Origin of the sequence: Paraburkholderia sp. A3BS-1L (genome assembly GCF_051125215.1) — a bacterium.
Classification (GTDB): Bacteria; Pseudomonadota; Gammaproteobacteria; order Burkholderiales; family Burkholderiaceae; genus Paraburkholderia.
Genome location: NZ_CP120444.1, coordinates 332,570 through 352,902, shown reverse-complemented (window position 1 = coordinate 352,902; position 20,333 = coordinate 332,570). Strand labels below are relative to the sequence as shown.

Sequence of the window (20,333 nt, the reverse complement as noted above, 5' to 3'; positions counted from 1 at the left end):
GAAAGCGGCGGCCTGTTTGGGGCCTATTTTTTTACGCTTAGGGTATTCCAGGCAGAAAAAAACCCGCGCGAGGCGGGTAATCGGAGTTACAACGAAGAGCGGCGGGCAGGCCAGCAGGCCTGCCCAAGGCCATACCGCGACACGTTAGAAGCGGTGACGGATACCCGCGCTCACGACCACCTGGTTGCGGCTCGTCGACGGTGCTCCCGTACCGTTGACTTGCGCCACGTTGAAACCGTTCTGGTTGTTCGCGCCGAGGACGGCCATGGTCTCGCCATAGAGGTCGGTGCGGCGCGACAGCGCGTAGTCGGCCTGCAGGCCGAACTGGTTCCAGTGCGCGGAAAGGTTGTTCGACGTGCCGCTTGCCGGCGTGTTGCGCAGGCCTTGCGTGTAGGTGTACACGGCGCCAAGGTAGAACTGCGGCGTCAAGTTGTAGCGGCCGTTGACTTCAAAGTTGTTCCACCGCAGCGAGCTGTTGGCGATCTGGTTCTGCAGACGGGTCTGCGTGAACACGAGGCCAACCAGCGCCGGGCCGAACGCATAGCTGCCACCCACACCCCAAGTGCGCTGGTTCTGGGTGCCCGGCAGATTGACGGTGACGAACGTCTGCGTTCCCTGCACTGCGCCATTGGGGTTGTTGGTATTCAGCCCTTGAAGCTGCAGGTAGGCGGCGCCAAATTTGAAGCCGCTGAACTCGTAGCCCGCACCAAAGCTATACGCGCGATTGTCCGCAAAGCCCGAGCTGTTGGAGAAGCCATACAGGGCGTTCGCCGAGAAGCCGGCGTAGACCGGGCTCTGGTACTTCACCGTATTGCTGAGGCTGATTGAGCTATTGAGGTTGTCGTTGTCAAACGGGTGAGCGAAGTAGGTGCCGCCCCACGTGCCCGTTGCCGAAAGCGGGCCCAGGTAATCGACCACGGAATCGTATTGGCGGCCCAGCGTCAGCGTGCCGTAGTCGTTATGCGTGAGACCGACATAAGCCTGACGATTGAAAAGCGCGCTGTTCTCGAGGGTGCCGTTCGCGACATTGAAACCGCTTTCGAGAGTGAAGATTGTCTTCAGGCCGCCGCCGAGATCTTCAACGCCGCGCAAACCCCAGCGGCTTTTTTGCACATTGCCGCTGAACAGCCCAACCGTCGCCTTGCCATCGGCCAGCCCGTTCGGCGTGATGGTGGAAGTCCGGCTCGCTTCGTTGCTCACATAGGTCAGTCCGGCGTCGACGATACCGTACAGCGTCACGCTGCTCTGGGCATGGGCTGCGCCCGCAAAAGCCGCAGTCGCCGCAGCAAAAACCAGGGTCTTCTTTTTCATCGTCGTCAATTCCTGTACAGGGTGGAGTAAACAGCTAAATTCATGCGCCGCGAATGCGTTTGATATTCATGTTGTAAAACATTTGCATATCGGAATACAGGAAGTGCATAACGGCTTTTATGCCGTTTGCGCGGAAATTTAACTGCTGCGCGTAGTTTGTATCTTATCGGCTTTAACGGTAAGCCCGTAGTCAGTTTCTTCAATATCGAGCGCCGCGGCAATAACCTGTTGTTACCCGGCAACAATAAAAAGAAGCGACTTTTTGTCATAGTCGGATTGCATATTTTCATACGATAAAAACAATGATCCGAATAATCGTTGAGTTGTTTATAAACATTTTGGCTGGAATGGAAGATTATTTGTTCGCTTTGAAATTCGGCGCGATGCGATGCGGACTGAATGCAAGTGATTCTCGTTGAGAAGATTGCCGGCTACCAGGCCGCATTTCATGGAAATCCCCCATGTTTCGCCGCCTGGCGCGAAAGCATCGAGAAGGGTTGCGCTGGCTAGAATGCCGCCATTCATCGAGGCAGGCGGTATCGTGCCGCCGGCCCAAAATAATGGAGACAGTCGATGCAACCCACTTCCCGCGCATTGCGCCGTCGTTTGCCTGCCATGGCGATCGCCTGTGGCCTGTTGTTCGGCGCTGCGCTGCAAAATGCGCAGGCCGCCGACGCGCCCGGCAAGATCACCATCATGGTCGGCGGAATCACGAAGCTCATCTATCTGCCCGCGAAGCTCACGGAGCAGCTCGGCTACTTCAAGGACGAAGGGCTCGACGTCGAACTGCTTTCGCAGCCGGCCGGCGTGGACGCCGAGAACGAACTGCTCGCCGGCGCTGTGCAAGGCGTGGTGGGCTTCTACGACCACACCATCGACTTGCAGACGAAGGGCAAGGACGTCAAGGCGATTGCCGTGTTCGGCCAGGTGCCGGGCGAAGTGGAGGTGGTGTCGTCGAAGTCCGCCGACACGATCAAGAGCATGGCCGACGTCAAGGGCAAGACCCTTGGCGTGACGGGGCTGGGCTCGTCCACGAGCTTCCTCACGCAGTATCTCGCGGGCCAGCATGGCATTGCGTCGACCGAGTACACGATGCTGCCCGTGGGCGCCGATGCAAGCTTCATCGCCGCCGTCAAGCAGAGCCGCATCGATGCGGGCATGACCACTGAGCCCACCGTTTCGCGCCTGCTGCAGACCGGCGACGCGAAGGTGCTGGTGGACATGCGCACCGTGGACGGCACGCGCGCCGCGCTCGGCGGCACCTATCCGGCCGCGAGCCTGTACGTGCAGGACGCTTGGGTGGCCTCGCACAAGGCCGAGGCGGCGAAGCTCGCGCATGCGTTCGCACGCACGATGCAGTTCATCCACACGCATAGCGCCGAGGACATCGCGGCAAAGATGCCCGACGACTACCAGAAGGACAAGGCGCTCTACGTCACCGCGCTCAAGGCGTCGCTGCCGATGTACACCGCGGACGCGAAGATGCCCGCCGACGGTCCCGCTACCGTGCTGAAGGTGCTCTCGGCGTTCAATCCGTCGGTCAAGGGCAAGCACGTGGACCTGGCCAGGACGTACACCAACGAGTTCGTCAGCGCGAAATAACTGCGTTTCGACGTCGTTACGGCAAGGCGGTCCGCGAGGACCGCCGTGCTGCTGCTTTCCTGTGTTTTGTGGTTTCGGCGCCGGCTGCTTCTCTGGCCGAGTCCGAACAATCGTGAGATGTCCTTGATGAAGCAAGCTCCAGTTCAACCAGGCGCGCGAACTTCCGCGCAAGACCCTGCGCAATCCACTATGCCGGCCATCGAATTCCGCAACGTCTCGTGCCGCTTTATCGCACCCGACGGCAAGGCCACCGTGGCGCTGCGCGATTTCAGCATGGCTGTCGCTCAGGGCGAATTCATCGCCATCGTCGGTCCCACGGGCTGCGGCAAGTCCACCACGCTCAGCATGATCACGGGCCTGCTCAAGCCCACCACGGGCGAAGTGCGCGTGATGGGCGCGCCCGTGAACGGCATCGATCCGCGCATCGGCTTCGTGTTTCAGGCCGACGCCGTGTTTCCGTGGCGCTCGGTGCTCGACAACGTGGCCGCCGGCCCGCTGTTTCGCGGCCGCTCGAAATCGGCGGCCTACGACGAGGCGAACGAATGGCTGCGCCGCGTCGGCCTCGACAAGTTCGGCAAGCACTATCCGCATCAGCTTTCCGGCGGCATGCGCAAGCGCGTCGCGCTCGCGCAGACCTTCATCAACAAGCCCGAAATCCTGCTGATGGACGAGCCGTTCTCGGCGCTCGACATGCAAACGCGCACGCTGATGCAGGACGAACTGCTGCAACTGTGGGGCGGCACGGGCTCGGTGGTGTTCGTCACGCATGACCTCGAAGAAGCGATTGCGCTGGCCGACCGCGTGTTCGTGCTCACGGCGCGGCCCGCGACGCTCAAGAAGGTTTATGAAATCGACTTGCCGCGCCCGCGCATCACCTCGGAAATCCGCTACGAACCGCGCTTTATCGAAATCTCCCGTGACATCTGGCACGACCTGCGCGAGGAGGTGCAAATTGCCTGAAACGCTTCAACTCCGGAAACCGCCCATGACTGCTCCTGCAACTGTTTCGAACGCGGCCGCACTCGACCGCAACTCGCTCGCGCAAGTCGAGCGCGCCGCGCAGCGCCGCATCCGCCAGCGCCATGCGCTCGTGATCGGCCTGCGCGTGCTCGTGCTGGTCGTCGTGCTCGGCGGTTGGGAACTCGCGGGACGCAACAAGTGGATCGACCCGTTCTTCTTCTCCATGCCTTCGCTGATCTTTCAACAGATCGTCGACTGGTTCGTGAATGGCACCTCGCAAGGCCCGCTGCTGCTGCAGGTGTGGGTCACGCTTGAAGAGACCGTGCTCGGCTTTCTGATCGGCGCCGTGGGCGGCGTGGTATGCGGCGTGGTGCTGGGCCGCAACAAGCTGCTCTCCGACGTCTTCAGCCTCTACATCAAGATCGCCAACTCGATTCCGCGCGTGGTGCTGGGCTCGGTGTTCGTGATCGCGCTGGGACTCGGCATGGCGTCGAAGGTGGCGCTCGCCGTGGTGATGGTGTTTTTCGTGGTGTTCGCCAATGCGTTCCAGGGCGTGCGCGAAGCGGACCGCTACATGATCGCCAATGCGCAGATCCTCGGTGCATCGCGCCGCCAGGTGACCACGTCGGTGGTGATTCCCTCGGCGCTTTCGTGGATTCTCGCGAGCCTGCACGTGAGCTTCGGCTTCGCGCTGGTGGGCGCCGTGGTGGGTGAATTCCTGGGCTCCAGGCAAGGCATCGGTCTGCTGATCTCGACCGCGCAAGGCGCGTTCAACGCGAGCGGCGTGTTCGCGGCGATGATCGTGCTCGCAGTGGTTGCGCTCTCAACCGATTACCTGTTGAGCTCGCTGGAAAAGCGCCTGCTCAAATGGCGGCCCTCCGCATTCTGAGCGCTTCGATCACTTGAAGGACCCGGCCGGAGACCGTTCCGGCGGGCGAGGTCCGAAGCGTTCTAACGCCGTCCCGCGCTGCGGGACGGCTTCTTTTGTACCGGAGAACGTGACATGGTGCATAGCCTGCGTGCGCGTCTGCTGTTGTGGTTGCTGCTGCCGCTGGCGGCGTTCACCGTCGTCACGGGCGGCATGTCTTACGATGCCGCGCGGCAGACCGCGGATCTGTTGCAGGACAATTCGCTACTCGCTTCGGCGCGCACGATCATCGAGGACGTCGACTGGGAGAACGGCGCGCTCGTTGCGAACATTCCCCCGGCGGCGCTGGAGATGTTCGAGTCGCCGTACCAGGACCGGGTGTTCTACAAGGTGCTCGCCGGCGACGGCCGGCTGCTCGGTGGCGTGCCGGAACTCGCGCCGCCGCCCGCGAGCGCGCAGTCGTCCGCGCAATCATCCGCGCAGTCGTCAGCGCCGTTGCCCGCGTTCTACGACAGCCAGTACGACGGCGCACCCATTCGCGCGGTGGCCTACGAACGCACGCTCTACGACTCGGGCCGCGCCGAGCGCGTCACGGTGATCGTCGGCAAGACCGTGGCCTCGCGCCAGGCGATGATCGACGGTCTCTGGCGGCCGCAGTTGATGCGCCAGTGGCTGATGCTCGCGCTCGCCGCGCTGCTCGTGCCGCTCGGGCTCACGCTGGAACTGCGCCCGCTCATGAAGCTCAAGAACGACGTGGCCGACCGCGAGCCCACCGAGCTCGAACCTATCCGGCCCGATCATTTGCGCTCCGAGCTGAGGCCGATCGTCGACGCCATCAATCAATGCATTGCGCGCCTGAAGGTGCACGCCTCGACCCAGCGCCAATTCATCGCCGACGCGGCGCATCAACTGCGCACGCCGCTCACGCTGCTCGCCACGCAGATCCAGTTCGCGAGCCAATGCGATGCGCAAGACCCGGCGCTGTTCGTCGCGCTGCACGGCGTGCGCCGCACGAGCCAGAAGATGGCGGAACTGACGAGCCAGTTATTGCTGCTCGCCCAGGCCGAATCGATCGCGCCCGAGCGCATGGGTACGCGTGTGGATCTTGGCGCGGTGGTGTCCTCGGTGCTCGAAGAATTGATTCAAGCCGCGCAGCAGCGCGATATCGATCTGGGCGCGGAACTGGACGACGGCGTAGTGGTGGCGGGCAACGCGGGCTTGCTGGCCTCGCTCGCCGCGAATCTGGTCGACAACGCGATCCGCTACACCCAGACGGGCGGCAACGTGACCGCCATCTGCCGCCGCGAGGGCGCCGAGGTCGTTCTGCAGGTGGTCGACAACGGCCCCGGCATTCCCGCTGAAGCGCGCAAGCACGTGTTCGAGCGCTTCTATCGCATTGCAACGGACACCGAAGGAACCGGGCTTGGGCTCGCCATCGTTCACCAGGTGGCGCGCTCGCATGGCGGCACGGTGAGCGTGGGGTCCGGCGCTGGACGGGTCGGACTCGTCGTGACGGTGCGCCTGCCGGTGTGGCGCGAGGCGGCGGCGCGCAGCGGCTCGAAGGAGCGGCCCGCGATGCTGGAGACAGCGCTGACGTGAACAAGGAACAACAATGAAGCTGATGCTCGTGGAAGACAACGCCGAGCTCGCGCACTGGATCGTCAATCTGCTGCGTGCCGAGAATTTCACGGTCGATTGCGTGGCCGACGGCGAGGCCGCGGACTCGGTGCTGATGACGCAGCGCTACGACGTGGTGCTGCTCGACATGCGCTTGCCGCGCATGAGCGGCAAGGACGTGCTCAACCGCTTGCGGCGCCGGCGCGATAACGTGCCGGTGCTGATGCTCACCGCGCACGGCTCGATCGACGACAAGGTGGCGTGCTTCAGCGCCGGCGCCGACGACTACGTGGTGAAGCCCTTCGACAGCCGCGAGCTCGTTGCGCGCATCAAGGCGCTGATACGCCGGCAGGTGGGCGACAAGTCGGGCTGGCTCACCTGCGGCGATCTGCATTACCTGTCCGACACGCGCGAATTCCGCCACAACGAGGAACCGCTCGCGCTGCGCCGCCGCGAGCACGCGATTCTGGAAGCGCTGATGCTGCAGCAGGGCAAGACCGTGTCGAAGCACACGCTCATGGAGCGCGTCTACAGCCTCGACGACGAGCCGAGCGCGGACGCCATCGACATCTATATCCACCGGCTGCGCAAGCACCTGGCAGAGTCGAGCGCGCAGATCATGACGCTGCGCGGCCTTGGCTACATCCTGCGCGCGAAGGACGCCACGCCGCGCGACCAAAGCGCCATTTCCCCGGTTTAGACATTGGTGAATCCACTAAGCGATGCGAAGCATTCGCGAAAGGAGCGCGAAGGATTGGGCGCACTACGATTCGTACCAATCCGTTGATTGTCATGCAAACCGGGAGCAGCAGCCGGCCAGAAAAGGGCAACGGAATAAACAGAACTTCAATGCAGTTACCTGAGGAGACAATCTTGAAGAAGAAGCATCTCGCATTCGCCATGGCGGCCGGCACTCTGGCGGCGAGCGGCGCACACGCCCAGTCGAGCGTTCAACTCTACGGCCTGATCGACCTGAGCGTTCCCACCTACCGCACGCACGCGGACGCCAACGGCAACCACGTGATCGGCATGGGCAACGACGGCGAGCCGTGGTTCAGCGGCAGCCGCTGGGGCCTGAAAGGCGCCGAGGACATCGGCGGCGGCACCAAGGTGATCTTCCGTCTGGAAAGCGAATACACCGTGAATAACGGCGCGATGGAGGACCCGGGCCAGATCTTCGACCGCGACGCATGGGTGGGCGTGGAAGACGAACGCCTGGGCAAGTTCACCGCCGGCTTCCAGAACACGATCGCGCGCGACGCCTCGGCCATCTACGGCGACGCGTATGGCAGCGCGAAGCTGACCACGGAAGAGGGCGGCTGGACCAACTCTAACAACTTCAAGCAGATGATCTTCTACGCCGCCGGCGCGACCGGCACCCGTTATAACAACGGCCTGGCGTGGAAGAAGCTGTTCAGCAACGGCATTTTCGCGAGCGCGGGCTACGCGTTCGGCAACCAGACGAGCTTCGGCAACAACGCGACCTACCAGTTTGCGCTCGGCTATAACGGCCCTTCGTACGCGGCGTCGACGTACTATAGCCACGTGAACCTGAACGGCAACACGAACCAGTCGTTCTCGGTCGGCGGCAACTACACGCTGGGCATCGTGCGCGCCAACGCGGGTTACTTCCGTTACTGGGGCAACCAGGGCGCGCTGGGCCAGCGTCAGGACAATTCGTGGACGGTGTCGCTCAAGGTCGCGCCGAAGGGTGCGTTCGACTACGAACTCGGCTATCAGCAGATGCGCGTGCATAACGCCGCGTACAACTCCGATGGCAACATTCCGAACGCCAACCTCGGCACCTTCGATCTGACCAGCGGCCTGCACAACGGCTTCAAGGAAACGCTCTACGCTTCGGTCTTCTATCACCTTTCGAAGCGCACCGAGCTGTATCTGGCCGGCGACTACATGAAGCTGCACGGCGGCTACACGGTCGGCTCGACGTTTGGCGCGTCCAATCAGCTCGAACTGACCACGGGCGTGCGCACGCGCTTCTAAGGCAGTCTGATTCCACGCTTGGCCCGGCCGCGCGCCGGGCTTTTTTCTATTTCTTCATGTCATTGCACCGGCTTCGGTCTGCGCAATTAGTCCGCATTCACGCACGCGACGGCAGGCGCGGTGTAGTCCGATGGGTAATCCGAATACGGCCCGCTGAGCAGCCGCAGGCGCTGCGTCGCCAGCACCTCGGCCTGGTCCTGCTCGCGGCGCGTCAACACCGCCGGTTCGCCGGCGGGCCGCGCTTCGTTCACGCTGCACAGCAAGTGTTTTCCGCTCGCTAGCTGGACCGTGGTCTGGTAAGCCGCGCCGGGCAGGGTCGCCACGCCGCAAATGCTCCATAACGCAGCGGCTATGCCGGCTGCGTACCTGAGTGGCACGAATTTCATGGCGCGCTCCTCAATGGCAATGGCCTATGTTCTGCCAAAGCCACCGCGCGCGCCAGCGCAAATGGCACGACCCGCAGCGCGACCTGCGTTTTCGCCGGATGGAGCGAGATATCAGTAGAAAGACCAATTGTTGACGTGAAATGGCGTGCGATGCATGGTTTTTGACACTATCTAACATTATACTTTCATATTAAATGTTAAACTTGCCCCCATATCTCAACAAGGCAAAGGACAAGTCAATGCTGAAGAAGCTTGCAGGAACGACGGCGATTGCTGCTGCGATGGCCGTGGCGTCGCTGCCCGCCGTAGCGGGTGACATGAACAATGCCGTGGGCGGCGCGCTTGGCGGCGTGGCCGGTGCGGCGGTGGGCAACGCCGTGGGCGGCAGCACGGGCGCGGTGATCGGCGGCGCCGTGGGCGGCGGCGCGGGCGCAGCGGTAACGTCGAACCATCGCGAGCGCACGGGCGCCGTGGTGGGCGGCGCGCTGGGCGGCGGCGCAGGCGCGGCAGCGGGCAACGCGATGGGCGGTACGACGGGCGCGCTCGTGGGCGCGGCGGCGGGTGGCGCCGGTGGCGCTGCGCTGGGGGGCAACATCTCGCGCAACAACTCGTACTCCAACGACTACCATCACGACAACAGCTACAAGCACAAGAACAAGAAGCACAAGAAGCATTACGACTAATCGGTGCTTCGCCCTTGCGCGGCGGGGGCTTCTCCCAGGCCTTCCGGCCTTACCCTTCCCGCCGCGTCCTGATCCGCTGCAGCGTCACGTTCTGCGGGCTCCCCGCCCACACCGCCAGCGCGGAATAATTATCGGCATTCGATGCGCTGCCCGAATGGCGCATCGCCTCGTGCTCGATCAGCAGCGCCCAGTCGTCGACGCTATGGACGATGCGCAGCCGGTCTTCGAGCGCATCCTCCGCGACGGTCTGCCAGAGGCCATCGGTGCATAGCAGAAACACGTCGCCGTCTTCCAGCGCATGCGGCTCGCTGATCGCGGGCGCCATCGGCCCGCGCATGCCCAGTGCCATATGCAGCCATCCAGGATTGACGCCGTCGCTCGGCAGCCCCGCGTCCAGCAACTGCTGTCGCACGCTGTGGTCGCGCGTGCGCTCGATCAGCGCGCCGCGCGCGAAGCGGTATAGCCGGCTGTCGCCAAGGTGCGCCCATTGGGCGAGGTTGCGCCGCCGGTCGATGAGCAGCACGATCACCGTCGCGCTCATGCGGCCGCGTTCGTGCTCGCGCTGCTGGCCCGCGCGGATCGCGCCGTGCGCGTCCTCGATGCAGGCATGCAGGATGTGCGCGAGCGTGGGCGTGCGAGTGGAATCGCTGTGTTGTGCACGCTCCAGAATGCGCTCGACCGCGCAGCGCGCGGCAATCTCGCTGCCGGGCTCGCCCGAGACGCCGTCGCTCACGACGAAGCACGCGTAGTCGTCGGAGATCGTATAGCCGAGTGCGTCCTGATTGCTTTCGCGCGAGCCCGCGCGCGAGAACTGGGCGCACGAGAGGTTCATGCGTCGCTCGCGCGAGCCGGGCGGCGTCGCGCGTGATAGCTCCTTACTTCCTCGTCGTAGGCGCGCAGGAAGGACCGGCCGAACACCGCGCTGAAGTCGTCCTCGACGGCGAGCATGGTCTCGTGATGCAGGCGTTCGTAACGGTTCCACAAACGTAGCTTGCGCAGCACCGGCAGGAACGCTTCGTAGCGGCTCGGCGCATTGCGAGCGGCCAGGCGTTCGGGCGAGAAGCGCAGCAGCACGTCATTGAGCGCGGCGCGCATGCCCGCGACCATGGCGATCTGGTGCGCCTGCAAGTCGTGGAACGCGTCTTCGACGGCGCCAGGCGGCGTCATGAAGCCGGGAAACGGCAGGCCGAACATCTGGCGCAGCGCCGCGCTGCCATCGGGCAGCAGCTTGAGCGGGTTGTTTTCGCGGTCGAGCAATACGGTCATGTCGGCCTTCACTTCGCGCTTGAGAATGCTGCGCGAGGAGAGCAGTTCGACCGTGCCGTTCGCGAACAGCGCCAGCAATTGCCCGGCCGTATACAACTGCTCGGTTTGCCAGTCGCAAGTGGCCTTGTCGAGGCCCGCGCCGCGCAGGAAAGCGGAAAGCAGCGCATCGGCGGAATCGGGTGCGGCCGAAGGCGTGGGCGCACCGGCGCGGGTTGTGGTGCTTGCTGCCTGGGTTGGCGCGGATGCCGGGTCGTATGCGCGTGTCAGCGGTGGCCGTAGCGGGAATTCGCGCTCCGGCTCGCTCTCTGAAGATTTAGTTGCGTGCGCATCTATATTGAGGGTGTGCGCGGCTGCTTGTTCTCGGGCCGGCGTTGGCGCGGATTTTTGCGTCGATGTCGGGGGCGGCGTAGGTGCCAGTGTTTGTGCCGATGCGTGGCCCGTTTCGTCACGGCTCGGTCGCGCGAACAGCGCGAGCGGATCGGTCGGGATCGGCGCGTTTTCCCTGACGTTTTCCTTGACGTTTCCGTTGAGTGGCGCGCGGCCTTCGCTTTCCCGCTCGCGCGAGGGCGTTGCAATGCGTCGCTCGACCGGCGCCGGCGGCGCGGTCTGCGCCACGTCCTCCACGCCGGCTTCGCCATCATGGGCGCGCAGCACATAAGGCCCGATGCGGATCGCATCGCCGGACGCCAGCGCATGTTCCTCGGTGTACTCGAGCGGCGTGTCGTTGATCTCCACCACCGAGACGCTGCTCAAGTTCTTCAGCACGCAATGCTCGCCGTCGATCTGCAGCAGCGCTTGCAGCCGCGAGACCTGGCGCGTTTCATCGGGCAGCACCATCTGGTTATCGGCATTGCGTCCGATCGTGCCGCCCGGCGCATGAAACATCACGCTGGTCTCGGTGCGGACCGGCTCCCCTGCATATTCGATGACGGTCAATTGCATGATGCTGACTGACTCACTCAATAACGGACAAAAGATGCTTGCGGCGCGCCGCTGTGTCACGGCAGCCTGTCACGATGGCGCGACCTTGCGGCGAGCCGCATCGAAGGCGGGGCCCCAGACGGGATGACCCTTCTCCGCGGCGGACAGCTCGAAGTGCGGGTCGATGCGCAAGATGGCCTCGAACTCGGCGCGGCACTGCGCGACGCGGTTCGTCACGCAATAGCTGAATGCCATCAGCTTGTGCGCTTCAATCTGGGTGGCGCGGTCGCCGTCCTCCACAGCGTTGCTGTTGCGCAGCAGCTGGATGGTGCGCGAGTAGTCGCCCGCGAGATACGCATCGTTTGCGGACGCAACGGTATTCGCGGCGGCCCGTTGCGCGGGCGAGAGGCTGCTGCAGCCGCCCGTTGCAACAAGCATTGCAGCAAGCGCCAGTAAAAATACGCCGCCAAGGGCGGCCGGCGTGCCATTCGCACGTAATAAATTCCAGCGTATCGGCCAATTCATCGTCGGCAGTCCGGTATTTAATTCTGGATTCAAGCGCGCAGTGTAAATACTACGGCATGAAAAATTTATTTGTAGAGCGCGTATTCGGAGATCGTTGCGGTAAGGAATCGTACGAACTATAGTCTAGTCACCTGATTTTTCCTCATATGAATTATTACTCGTGAGACAGCGTCGGCGATAGATTAATTTAATTCCGCGAAACAGCAAAAGGCATGGCGTCGTGGCCCCGTGGCTCGTTATCCGGCACGCATGGGTCAGGGTGGGTATTCCTGGAGCAGCACTCTTAGCCCCTGTTTGCAGGCATGAACCGGGGACGGGGCGTGTTCGTGCCTGTGCATGAGCAACGTGTTTTCGCGCTGAATCAGAGGACTGGCACGGTATGTACGGAGCGCAAATTAAGCGCGTGCTTCAACCGCGCGCGGGGATTTATTTTGCCTTTTTATTATTATGGGGGTGTGCATCGACCGAGAAGGATTTGCCGGTTCCCTATTCGGTCACGTTTCAGGTGGCGGCCGACGTCAATCGCGATTCTCAAAATCGCCCCGCGCCTATCGCGCTGCAAACTTTTCAGCTGAAATCCGGTAATAATTTCGGCCGAGCCGATTATTTCTCGCTGCAAAGCAAACCCGAAGACGCGCTCGGCGCGGAACTGGCGGGCACGGACCGCATCGTTCTGCGTCCGGGGGAGTCGCGCACGATTCACTACCCGGGCGGCGAAGCAGTGCGGGCGCTCGGCGTGGTGGCGGGCTACCGCAAGCTGGAGAAGCGCCGCTGGAAGGTCGTGGTGGCGTTGCCGCCGCCCGCGAGCACCAACCTGTTCAAGTTCTGGCAGGGCAAGCCCTCCGAAATGCGTTACGTGATCGCGGTGCAGGGCGACGGACTCGTCGCCACACCCCATTCCGGTGAGGCTCCATGAACGACCGCATGAATGCTCCTGTTGTGCCCGTCGCGGGCGGCGCCGGCCAGCGCGACCGCGTGGTGTGGTCCGAGGGCATGTTCCTGCGGCCCCAGCATTTCCAGCAACTCGAACGCTACTTCGAGCGCTACGTGCACCTGCGCTGCGCGCCGCTGCAGTGCTATTCATGGGGCTTCGCGTCGCTGCGCATCGACGAGGAGGCGCTCGCGCACGGCAAGGTGATGCTGCGCGCCGCGAGCGGCATGCTGCCCGATGGCACGCCGTTCGATTTTTCGCATCTCGACGAGGCGCCCGAGGCGCTGGAAGTGGGCGCCGACGTGCGCGATACCACGGTCGTGCTGGCGCTGCCGGCGCCGCGCAGCAGCAGCGCGCAGGTGACGTTCGGCGGCGGTGCGGCGGCGCTCGCGCGCTATGTAGCCCATGAGGCCGAGATCGCCGACGTCAACGAGGTGTGCCTCGAACCCGCGCTCGTGCAATTAGGACGCCTGAAGCTCAAGCTCGCGCTCGCGAGCAGCGTGGACGACGACTGGCACGCGATGGGCGTGCTGCTTGTGATCGAGCGGCGCGCCGACCGCCAACTGGTGATCGACGAGACCTATATTCCGCCGCTGCTCGACGCGCACGCGCATCCGCAGCTAGCTGGCTATGTGCAGGAGCTCGACCGGCTGCTCGCGCAGCGCAGCGAGCTGCTTGCCGGGCGGCTCGCGCAGGCTGGGCGCGGCGGCGTTTCCGAGGTCGCCGACTTCCTGCTGCTGCAACTCGTGAATCGCTATCTGGCGGTGACTTCGCACACCGCGCAAACGCCAGGCGTTCACCCCGAGCTGCTATTTCGCGACTGGCTCAAGCTCGCCTGCGACTTCGCGACGTTTACGGCGGCCTCGCGCCGGCCCGAGGTGCTGCCGGCCTATCGTCACGACGACTTGCGCGCGAGCTTCGGCGAGTTGTTCGCCGAACTGCGGCGCTCGCTCGCCACCGTGCTCGACCAGAACGCCGTGCAGATCGCGCTCACCGACGCGGGCAACGGCGTGCAGGTGGCCGTGATTGCCGACACCTCGCTGCTGCGCGACGCGGGCTTCGTGCTGGCGGTGCGCGCCGATGTGCCCGCCGAAAGCGTGCGCACGCGCTTTCCCGCCCAGGTCAAGCTCGGGCCGGTCGAGCGCATCCGCGATCTGGTTCAGTTGCAGTTGCCGGGCATTCCGGTGCGCGCGCTGCCGGTCGCGCCGCATGAGATTCCGTATCACGCCGGCCATAGCTACTTCGAGATCGACAAGGGCGGCGACCTGTGGCGGCAACTCGAACGCTCGGGTGGTCTCGCGCTGCATCTGGCCGGCGAGTTTCCGGGCCTCGCGATGGAGTTCTGGGCGATCCGTGGCGTGCGCACAGGCGGCGTGCGCATGGGCGAGATGCGCGCAGGTGACACGCGATGAATCCGCTCAACGATCCCTTCGCCGCGCAACGCGAGGCCGGCCATGGCGCCTTCATGGCCGCGCCGCCGGATCTCGCCCGGGCAACCGGCGACGAGCCGTGGCGCGCCGACGCGCCGGCCGGCGAGGCGCGCGGGTTCGCGGGCGACGCACTGGCGGCCTCCGCCGCATCGGCGGCCTCTGCCGAGGGCGGCAATCCGCTCGTGGCCGCCGCCAACGCATTGCTGAACCTGATTCCGCAGATTCGCTACACCGTGCACCATCCGAACCCGGCCTGGCTGCGCGAACATCTCGCCAACGAGATCCGCCAGTTCGAAGAGCGTGCGCGCGACGCGGGGGCGTCGCCGGAGCAGATCGGCGCGGCGCGTTACTGCCTGTGCACGGCGCTCGACGAGGCGGCGGCGCTCACGCCGTGGGGCGGGGCCGGCGACTGGTCGTCGAACAGTTTGCTCGTGGCGTTTCACAACGAGACGTGGGGCGGAGAAAAATTCTTCGAACTCCTGAACCGTTTGATGCAGCAGCCGCGCGAGCAGCTGAATCTGCTCGAACTGCTTTATTACTGCCTCGTGCTGGGCTTCGAAGGGCGCTATCGCGTGCTCGACAATGGCCGCGCCCAGCTCGACGATCTGCGTCACTCGCTCGCGCGCACGATCCGCAGCGTGCGCGGCGACTATGACGCCGCGCTTTCGGCGCACTGGCGCGACGAGATCGCGCGCGAGGACCCGCATCGCTTCGCCGTGCCGCTCTGGGCCTGCGCCGCGCTCGCCTTGCTGGTGGGCTTCGGCGTCTACCTCGGGCTCGATCTCGCGCTGGCGGGGCGCTCCGACAAGGCGTTCGCGATGATCGGCCGGCTGCAGATCCCGAGCGTGCGCCTGCAAGCCGCCGAGCCCGCGGCGGTCCACCCGATGCCGCCGCCGCGCCTCGCGGGCTTCCTTGCGCCGGAGATTACCGAGGGGCTCGTGGAAGTGCGCGACGCCGCCGACCGCAGCGTGATCGTGCTGCGCGGCGACGGGCTGTTCGAATCGGGCTCCGCCACCGTGATCGACCGCTACCAGCCGACGCTCGCGCGCGTGGCGGCCGCGTTGGCGCGCGTTCCGGGCGCGATTGTCGTGGCCGGCTATACCGACAACGTGCCGGTGCACAGCGCGCGTTTTCCGTCGAACTGGAACCTCTCGGTCGAGCGCGCCCAGGCCGTGGCGGCCATTCTTGCCGCGCGACTTGGCGATGCCGCCCGCGTGCGCGCCGAAGGACGCGGCGCCGCCGATCCCGTCGCGCCGAACGACAGCGCCGCGAACCGCGCCCGCAATCGGCGCGTGGAAATTACCTTGCTCACCGCGCCGCCGAAGCTCGCGACGCCGGACATGGGCGTTGCGGGAGGTGCGCCATGAGCGGCGTCGGGCGTTCGGCATGGCACGCGCTGCGCGCGCTCCTGAGTGCGCGCGTGTGGGCCGTCATCGGCCTGGTGGCGTTCGCGGCGCTGATCTGGCTCGTGGGGCCGCTGATCTCGGTGGGCACGTATCGCCCGCTCGACAGCGCGCTCGCACGCGTGCTCTTCATCGCGCTGATCTTCGCGGTGTGGGCCGCGCGCGTGGGGTATCGGCATTGGCGCGCCGCGCAGCTGAATGCGCAATTGCTGAGCCAGTTGCGCGAGCCCGTTGAAAGCCGCCACGCGCGCGAAGAGGAAGCGCCGCATGCGCAGGAGTTGCGCAGCCGCTTCGACGAGGCCGCCAGGCTCTTGCGCAGCGCGCGCCTCGGGAGCGCGCAGAAGGGCGCACTGCAGGGTGCGCAGTCGGGCGCGCAGAACGTTCAAGGTTTGCGCGGCCGCATCGGCCGCTGGTTCGAAGGCCTCACGCGCCAGTATCTTTATCAGTTGCCGTGGTACGTCTTCATCGGCGCGCCCGGCTCGGGCAAGACCACGGCGCTGGTGAACTCGGGCCTCACGTTTCCGCTCGCCGAGCAGTTCGGCAAGGCGGCCATCCGCGGCGTGGGCGGCACGCGCCATTGCGACTGGTGGTTCACCAACGAAGCCGTCCTGATCGATACGGCGGGCCGCTACGCTACGCACGAAAGCAATCGCGCGCTCGATCAGGACGAATGGTCGGGTTTTCTCGCGCTGCTCAAGAAGTACCGCGTGCGCCAGCCGCTGAACGGTGCGCTGCTGACCATCAGCGTATCGGATCTGCTGGGCGCCTCCGAGGTCGAGCGCACCGGACATGCGATGGCGCTGCGCAAGCGCCTGCAGGAGTTGCGCACCGAACTGGGCATCCAGTTCCCCGTGTACGTGCTCGTGACCAAGGCGGACCTGCTCTCGGGCTTCACCGACTACTTCGCGCGCCTGAACCGCACCGAGCGCGCGCAGGTGTGGGGCTTCACGATCCCGCTGGCCGAGACCGAAGCGCGAGACTTCAGCCTGCGCCCCGTGTTCGACCGCGAATACCGGCTGCTGCACCGCCGCCTGAACGACGCGCTGCCCGAGCTCTTCACCGCCGAGCCCGATGCGCGCCGGCGCGAGCTCATCTATTCGCTGCCGCAGCAATTCATCGGCTTGCACGAAGTGCTCGGGCAATTCGTCGAGCAGGTGTTCTCGACCTCGCGCTTCGACGCCATGCCGCTCCTGCGCGGCGTCTATTTCACGAGCGGCACGCAAGAGGGGACCGTGTTCGACCGCGTGATGGGCGGCATCAAGCGCTTTCTCAAGATCGACGGCGCGCCGCCCGCGCCGCATGTGGCCGGGTCGGCGGCGAGCGGGCGCAGCTTCTTCCTCAAGGACCTGCTTCAGGAATTGATCTTCAAGGAAGCGCGCCTCGCCGGCACCGATATGCGCTGGTATCAGCGCCAGCGAATGTTTGCGCTCGCCGCCTACGCGGCGCTCGCGCTGCTGCTGGCCGGCGCGCTGGCGGCGTGGGTGGGCAGCTACGCGCGCAATCGTGCGTATCTGGCGTCGGTCGAGGCGCGCGTGCCGCAAATCGACCGCGCGCTGCAAGGCGTGACGATCACCGACGCCGACAACATCGCGCGTGTGCTGCCGATGCTAGACGCGATGCGCAACATCGGGCACGTGGAAGGCGTCGACCCGGCCAACGCGCCGCTTGCGTATCGCTGGGGGCTGTTCCAGGGCGACAAGGTGCAGTCGGCCGCCGAGAACGTCTATCACCGCGCGCTCGACGAGCTGCTGCTGCCGCTGGCCGCGCGGCGGCTCGAAACGGCGGTGCACGACGCGCCGCCCGACGACCCCGCCTATGTGTACGCGGCGCTCAAGGCGTATCTGATGCTCTACGACAGCGCCCATTACGATCCCGACTTCGTGCAGGCGGTGCTGGACCTGGAGATTGCCTCCGCGCCCGGCGTTCAGCTGACGCCCGCGCAGCGCAACGACCTGCGCGCGCACATGGCGGCGCTGTTCTCGGGCCGCGTGGTGGTCTCGCCGTTCGCGCAGAACGAGCAGATGGTGGCCGCCGCGCGCGACAAGCTGTTGCGGCTCACCTTCGCGCAGCGTCTGTACGCCCAGCTTGCGCGCACGCTGCGCCCGGCGGCGGCTGCTTACGACGTGAACGTGACGCAGATGGCGGGCCCCTCGGGCGCCTTGGTGTTCAGGCGCGCGAGCGGCGCGAGCCTGAACGAGGGCGTGCCGGGTCTTTATACCTGGGACGGCTACTGGAAGGTGTTCGACAAGCGGCTCGCGGCGGCGGTGGAAGCGTTTGGCCGCGACGAAACCTGGGTGCTCGGGCTGCGCGCCCAGGAGGCCGCGACGCCCGCTGCCGCAAGCGCCCAGGCGAAGGACGTGCGCGCGCTCTATCTCGACGACTACATGCGTCGCTGGGACGCCTTGCTTGGCGATCTGCGCCTGCAGGGCACGGCGTCAATCGCGCAGGTCACGCAGATTGCGCGCGTGCTGTCCGCGCCGGACTCGCCGCTCACGCGTCTGGCCAACGCCGCCGCGCGGCAGACCACGCTCACGCAAAGCGCCAGCGGGCCAGGCGGGCTCGCGGCGGGCGCACAGGACAAGGTGAACCAGGCGCGCGAATCGCTCGCGCAGATCTTCGGCCAGCCGCAGGGCGGCAGCGATGCATCGGGCGCGGACGCGCGGCCCGAAGCGGTGGTCGATGCACACTTCGCGGGCCTGCGCGAGTTCGGCGGCGCGGGCAGCGGCAGCGAAGGCAGCGGTGGCGGCAGCGGCGGCGCGAATCCCGCGATGGCCGCGGTGCTCAAGTCGATCGACAACCTCTATACGTGGCTCACCGCCGCCGATGCCGCGCTGCGCGGTGGCGGGACGCCGCCTCAATCGGACAGTGCCGACCAGATCCGCGCCGAGGCCGGCCGCATGCCCGCGCCGTTCCGGCAGATGCTGGGCGACCTCGCAAACGCCGCGCAGGGCACCGTCACGCACAACGTCGACCAGAACCTCGCGCAGAGCGCGTCCGTCAACATCGGTGACTTCTGCCGCCAGGCCATCGCGGGGCGCTATCCGTTCGCGCGGGGCTCGTCGCGCGACGTCGCGCCCGGCGACTTCGCGCGCCTGTTCGCGCAGGGCGGCATGATGGACGAGTTCTTCCAGAAGAACCTGCAAAACCGCGTGGATACGAGCGTGCAGCCGTGGCGCTTCATCGGCGGTGCGGGGGCATCGGGCGTTTCGGGAGATAGCGCGCTGCTTGCCTCGTTCGAAAAAGCTGCCGTGATACGCGATGCGTTTTTCGCGGGCGGCGCGCGCACGCCCACCATCAAGCTGGAAATCAAGCCGCTCGACATGGACCCCGACATCTCCGAATGGACGCTCGATGTGGACGGCCAGCAGGTGCGCTATGCGCACGGTCCGCAGGCGCCCGTGACGGTGCAGTGGCCGGGGCCGCGCGGCATGAACCAGGTGCGGCTGCAGGTCGTCGATCAGTCGGGCGCGACCGACGGCATCGTGACCGAGGGGCCGTGGGCGCTCATGAGATTGTTCGATGGGGCCGCCTCAGGTCGCGCCGCGCCGGGACGCGGCCAGGGCCCCGAGCAGATGGTGGCCGGTTTCAACGTCGATCATCACGCGCTCGCCATGCAGGTGAGCGCGGACAGCGTGCGCAATCCCTTGCGTCTCGCGCAACTGGAGTCGTTTTCGTGTCCGGGGAAATCATGAACGGCGCGCTCCTTGGCGCTGAATTCGCGTTGCCCGCCTGGTACGGCAAGCTGCCGGGCGCAGGCGACTTCGTGGGCCGCCGCATGCAGGGCGCGCTCGCACGCACATGGGAGCAATGGCTTTCGCAGGGGATGGCGGCGGGCGGCGCCACGCTCGATGCGCACGCGCCGCTCTGGAGCTTCGCCATTCCCGCCGGCAGCGGCGAGGGCTGGGTGCAGCTCGGCTGCGTCGCGCCGAGTCGCGACCGCGTCGGGCGGCGCTATCCGCTCGTGGTCGCGCAGCCGTTCGCGCCGCAGCGGTATGGGCGCGAGAGCGGCGAGCGCGAGCGCGCCGATCTGCGCATCCGCTTGATGGGGGCGATCGTGCGCGACGCGATACGCGGCGCGTTGGGGCCGGAGGACTTCGATCTGGCGTTGGCCCAGGGCCTGCGCGACGACGCAGCGCTCGCAGGCAGCGATGCGCCGGGCGTTGAAGGCGGCTGGCCGAATTTGTGGGAATACTTCGACCCGCACGGCATGACGAGCTTCTGGTGGACCGCTGCCGATGGCGGCGCGCCGCGCACCGACGTCCACACGGGCGGGCTCGATGCCGCGCTGTTTCAGCGGCTCTTCGGCGAGCCGCAGGGAGGACTGGCATGACCGACCCGCACTACGCCGAAGCCGCGCCGAACGCCGCGCGCGCGGGCTCGCAAGGCAGCTCAAAAAACGGTTCGAAAAGCGGTTCGCACGGGGGCGCGC

General features: G+C 65.7%; 17 protein-coding genes. 12 read left to right on the top strand and 5 right to left on the bottom strand.

All coding sequences use genetic code 11. From position 1 onward, the window contains the following. Positions 1 to 144: 144 nt before the first annotated feature. Positions 145 to 1,311 (bottom strand): porin, encoded by a 1,167-nt coding sequence (locus P5W99_RS26705; RefSeq protein WP_421027798.1) that lies wholly within the window; start codon positions 1,309 to 1,311, stop codon positions 145 to 147. Between the two features lie 615 nt (positions 1,312 to 1,926). On the opposite strand from P5W99_RS26705, the gene P5W99_RS26700 reads away from it, so the two are divergent. From P5W99_RS26700 to P5W99_RS26675, 6 genes are all read left to right on the top strand, one after another. After that, positions 1,927 to 2,913 carry an ABC transporter substrate-binding protein gene (locus P5W99_RS26700; RefSeq protein ID WP_421028039.1) on the top strand — a complete coding sequence of 329 codons (987 nt, stop codon included), beginning with the start codon at positions 1,927 to 1,929 and terminating at the stop codon, positions 2,911 to 2,913. A 189-nt stretch (positions 2,914 to 3,102) separates the two neighbouring features. Beyond that, entirely contained in the window at positions 3,103 to 3,873 is a 771-nt protein-coding gene (locus P5W99_RS26695; RefSeq protein WP_421027797.1) for an ABC transporter ATP-binding protein, read from the top strand. A gap of 25 nt (positions 3,874 to 3,898) precedes the next feature. Next, positions 3,899 to 4,762, top strand: coding sequence for an ABC transporter permease (locus P5W99_RS26690; RefSeq protein WP_421027796.1), 864 nt, complete (start codon positions 3,899 to 3,901; stop codon positions 4,760 to 4,762). Positions 4,763 to 4,876: 114 nt separating this feature from the next. After that, positions 4,877 to 6,340: a sensor histidine kinase gene (locus P5W99_RS26685; RefSeq protein ID WP_434665165.1), complete on the top strand. Its 1,464-nt coding sequence runs from the start codon at positions 4,877 to 4,879 to the stop codon at positions 6,338 to 6,340. 13 nt (positions 6,341 to 6,353) lie between these two features. Then, entirely contained in the window at positions 6,354 to 7,058 is a 705-nt protein-coding gene (locus P5W99_RS26680; protein ID WP_421027794.1) for a response regulator, read from the top strand. Between the two features lie 200 nt (positions 7,059 to 7,258). Then, complete coding sequence (locus P5W99_RS26675; protein WP_421028038.1) at positions 7,259 to 8,359, top strand: porin; 1,101 nt, start codon at positions 7,259 to 7,261, stop codon at positions 8,357 to 8,359. 86 nt (positions 8,360 to 8,445) lie between these two features. On the opposite strand, the gene P5W99_RS26670 is transcribed toward P5W99_RS26675, so the two are convergent. Continuing rightward, complete coding sequence (locus tag P5W99_RS26670; protein ID WP_421027793.1) at positions 8,446 to 8,745, bottom strand: hypothetical protein; 300 nt, start codon at positions 8,743 to 8,745, stop codon at positions 8,446 to 8,448. Between the two features lie 239 nt (positions 8,746 to 8,984). Between P5W99_RS26670 and P5W99_RS26665 the strand changes: the two genes are divergently transcribed. Next, the gene (locus tag P5W99_RS26665; RefSeq protein WP_421027792.1) at positions 8,985 to 9,428 is read left to right on the top strand and encodes a hypothetical protein; all 444 of its coding nucleotides are present in this window, start codon (positions 8,985 to 8,987) and stop codon (positions 9,426 to 9,428) included. A 49-nt stretch (positions 9,429 to 9,477) separates the two neighbouring features. Here P5W99_RS26665 and P5W99_RS26660 read toward each other — a convergent pair whose 3' ends face one another. The 3 genes from P5W99_RS26660 to P5W99_RS26650 all read right to left on the bottom strand — a co-directional run bounded on the left by P5W99_RS26660 (position 9,478) and on the right by P5W99_RS26650 (position 12,053). Beyond that, positions 9,478 to 10,260: a PP2C family protein-serine/threonine phosphatase gene (locus tag P5W99_RS26660; protein WP_421027791.1), complete on the bottom strand. Its 783-nt coding sequence runs from the start codon at positions 10,258 to 10,260 to the stop codon at positions 9,478 to 9,480. Next, the gene (gene tagH / locus P5W99_RS26655) at positions 10,257 to 11,636 is read right to left on the bottom strand and encodes a type VI secretion system-associated FHA domain protein TagH (protein ID WP_421027790.1); all 1,380 of its coding nucleotides are present in this window, start codon (positions 11,634 to 11,636) and stop codon (positions 10,257 to 10,259) included. The genes P5W99_RS26660 and tagH overlap by 4 nt, the downstream gene beginning before the upstream one ends. Positions 11,637 to 11,705: 69 nt before the next feature. After that, positions 11,706 to 12,053 (bottom strand): TssQ family T6SS-associated lipoprotein, encoded by a 348-nt coding sequence (locus tag P5W99_RS26650; RefSeq protein ID WP_434665158.1) that lies wholly within the window; start codon positions 12,051 to 12,053, stop codon positions 11,706 to 11,708. Between the two features lie 466 nt (positions 12,054 to 12,519). Here P5W99_RS26650 and tssJ point away from each other — a divergent pair, with 466 nt between their 5' ends. The 5 genes from tssJ to tagF are packed head-to-tail and all read left to right on the top strand — an operon-like array spanning position 12,520 to position 20,234. Next, a complete protein-coding gene (tssJ, locus tag P5W99_RS26645; protein ID WP_421027788.1) occupies positions 12,520 to 13,056 on the top strand; it encodes a type VI secretion system lipoprotein TssJ in 537 nt (178 codons plus the stop codon). A gap of 8 nt (positions 13,057 to 13,064) precedes the next feature. Beyond that, positions 13,065 to 14,483, top strand: a complete 1,419-nt coding sequence (tssK, locus tag P5W99_RS26640) for a type VI secretion system baseplate subunit TssK (protein WP_434665155.1) — start codon at positions 13,065 to 13,067, stop codon at positions 14,481 to 14,483. After that, the gene (locus P5W99_RS26635) at positions 14,480 to 15,868 is read left to right on the top strand and encodes a DotU family type VI secretion system protein (protein WP_421027786.1); all 1,389 of its coding nucleotides are present in this window, start codon (positions 14,480 to 14,482) and stop codon (positions 15,866 to 15,868) included. The genes tssK and P5W99_RS26635 overlap by 4 nt, the downstream gene beginning before the upstream one ends. After that, a complete protein-coding gene (gene tssM / locus P5W99_RS26630; protein ID WP_421027785.1) occupies positions 15,865 to 19,596 on the top strand; it encodes a type VI secretion system membrane subunit TssM in 3,732 nt (1,243 codons plus the stop codon). The genes P5W99_RS26635 and tssM overlap by 4 nt, the downstream gene beginning before the upstream one ends. Next, on the top strand, positions 19,578 to 20,234 hold the full coding sequence (gene tagF, locus P5W99_RS26625) for a type VI secretion system-associated protein TagF (protein WP_421027784.1): 657 nt from the start codon (positions 19,578 to 19,580) through the stop codon (positions 20,232 to 20,234). Before tssM ends, tagF begins: the two co-directional genes overlap by 19 nt. Positions 20,235 to 20,333: the final 99 nt, after the last annotated feature.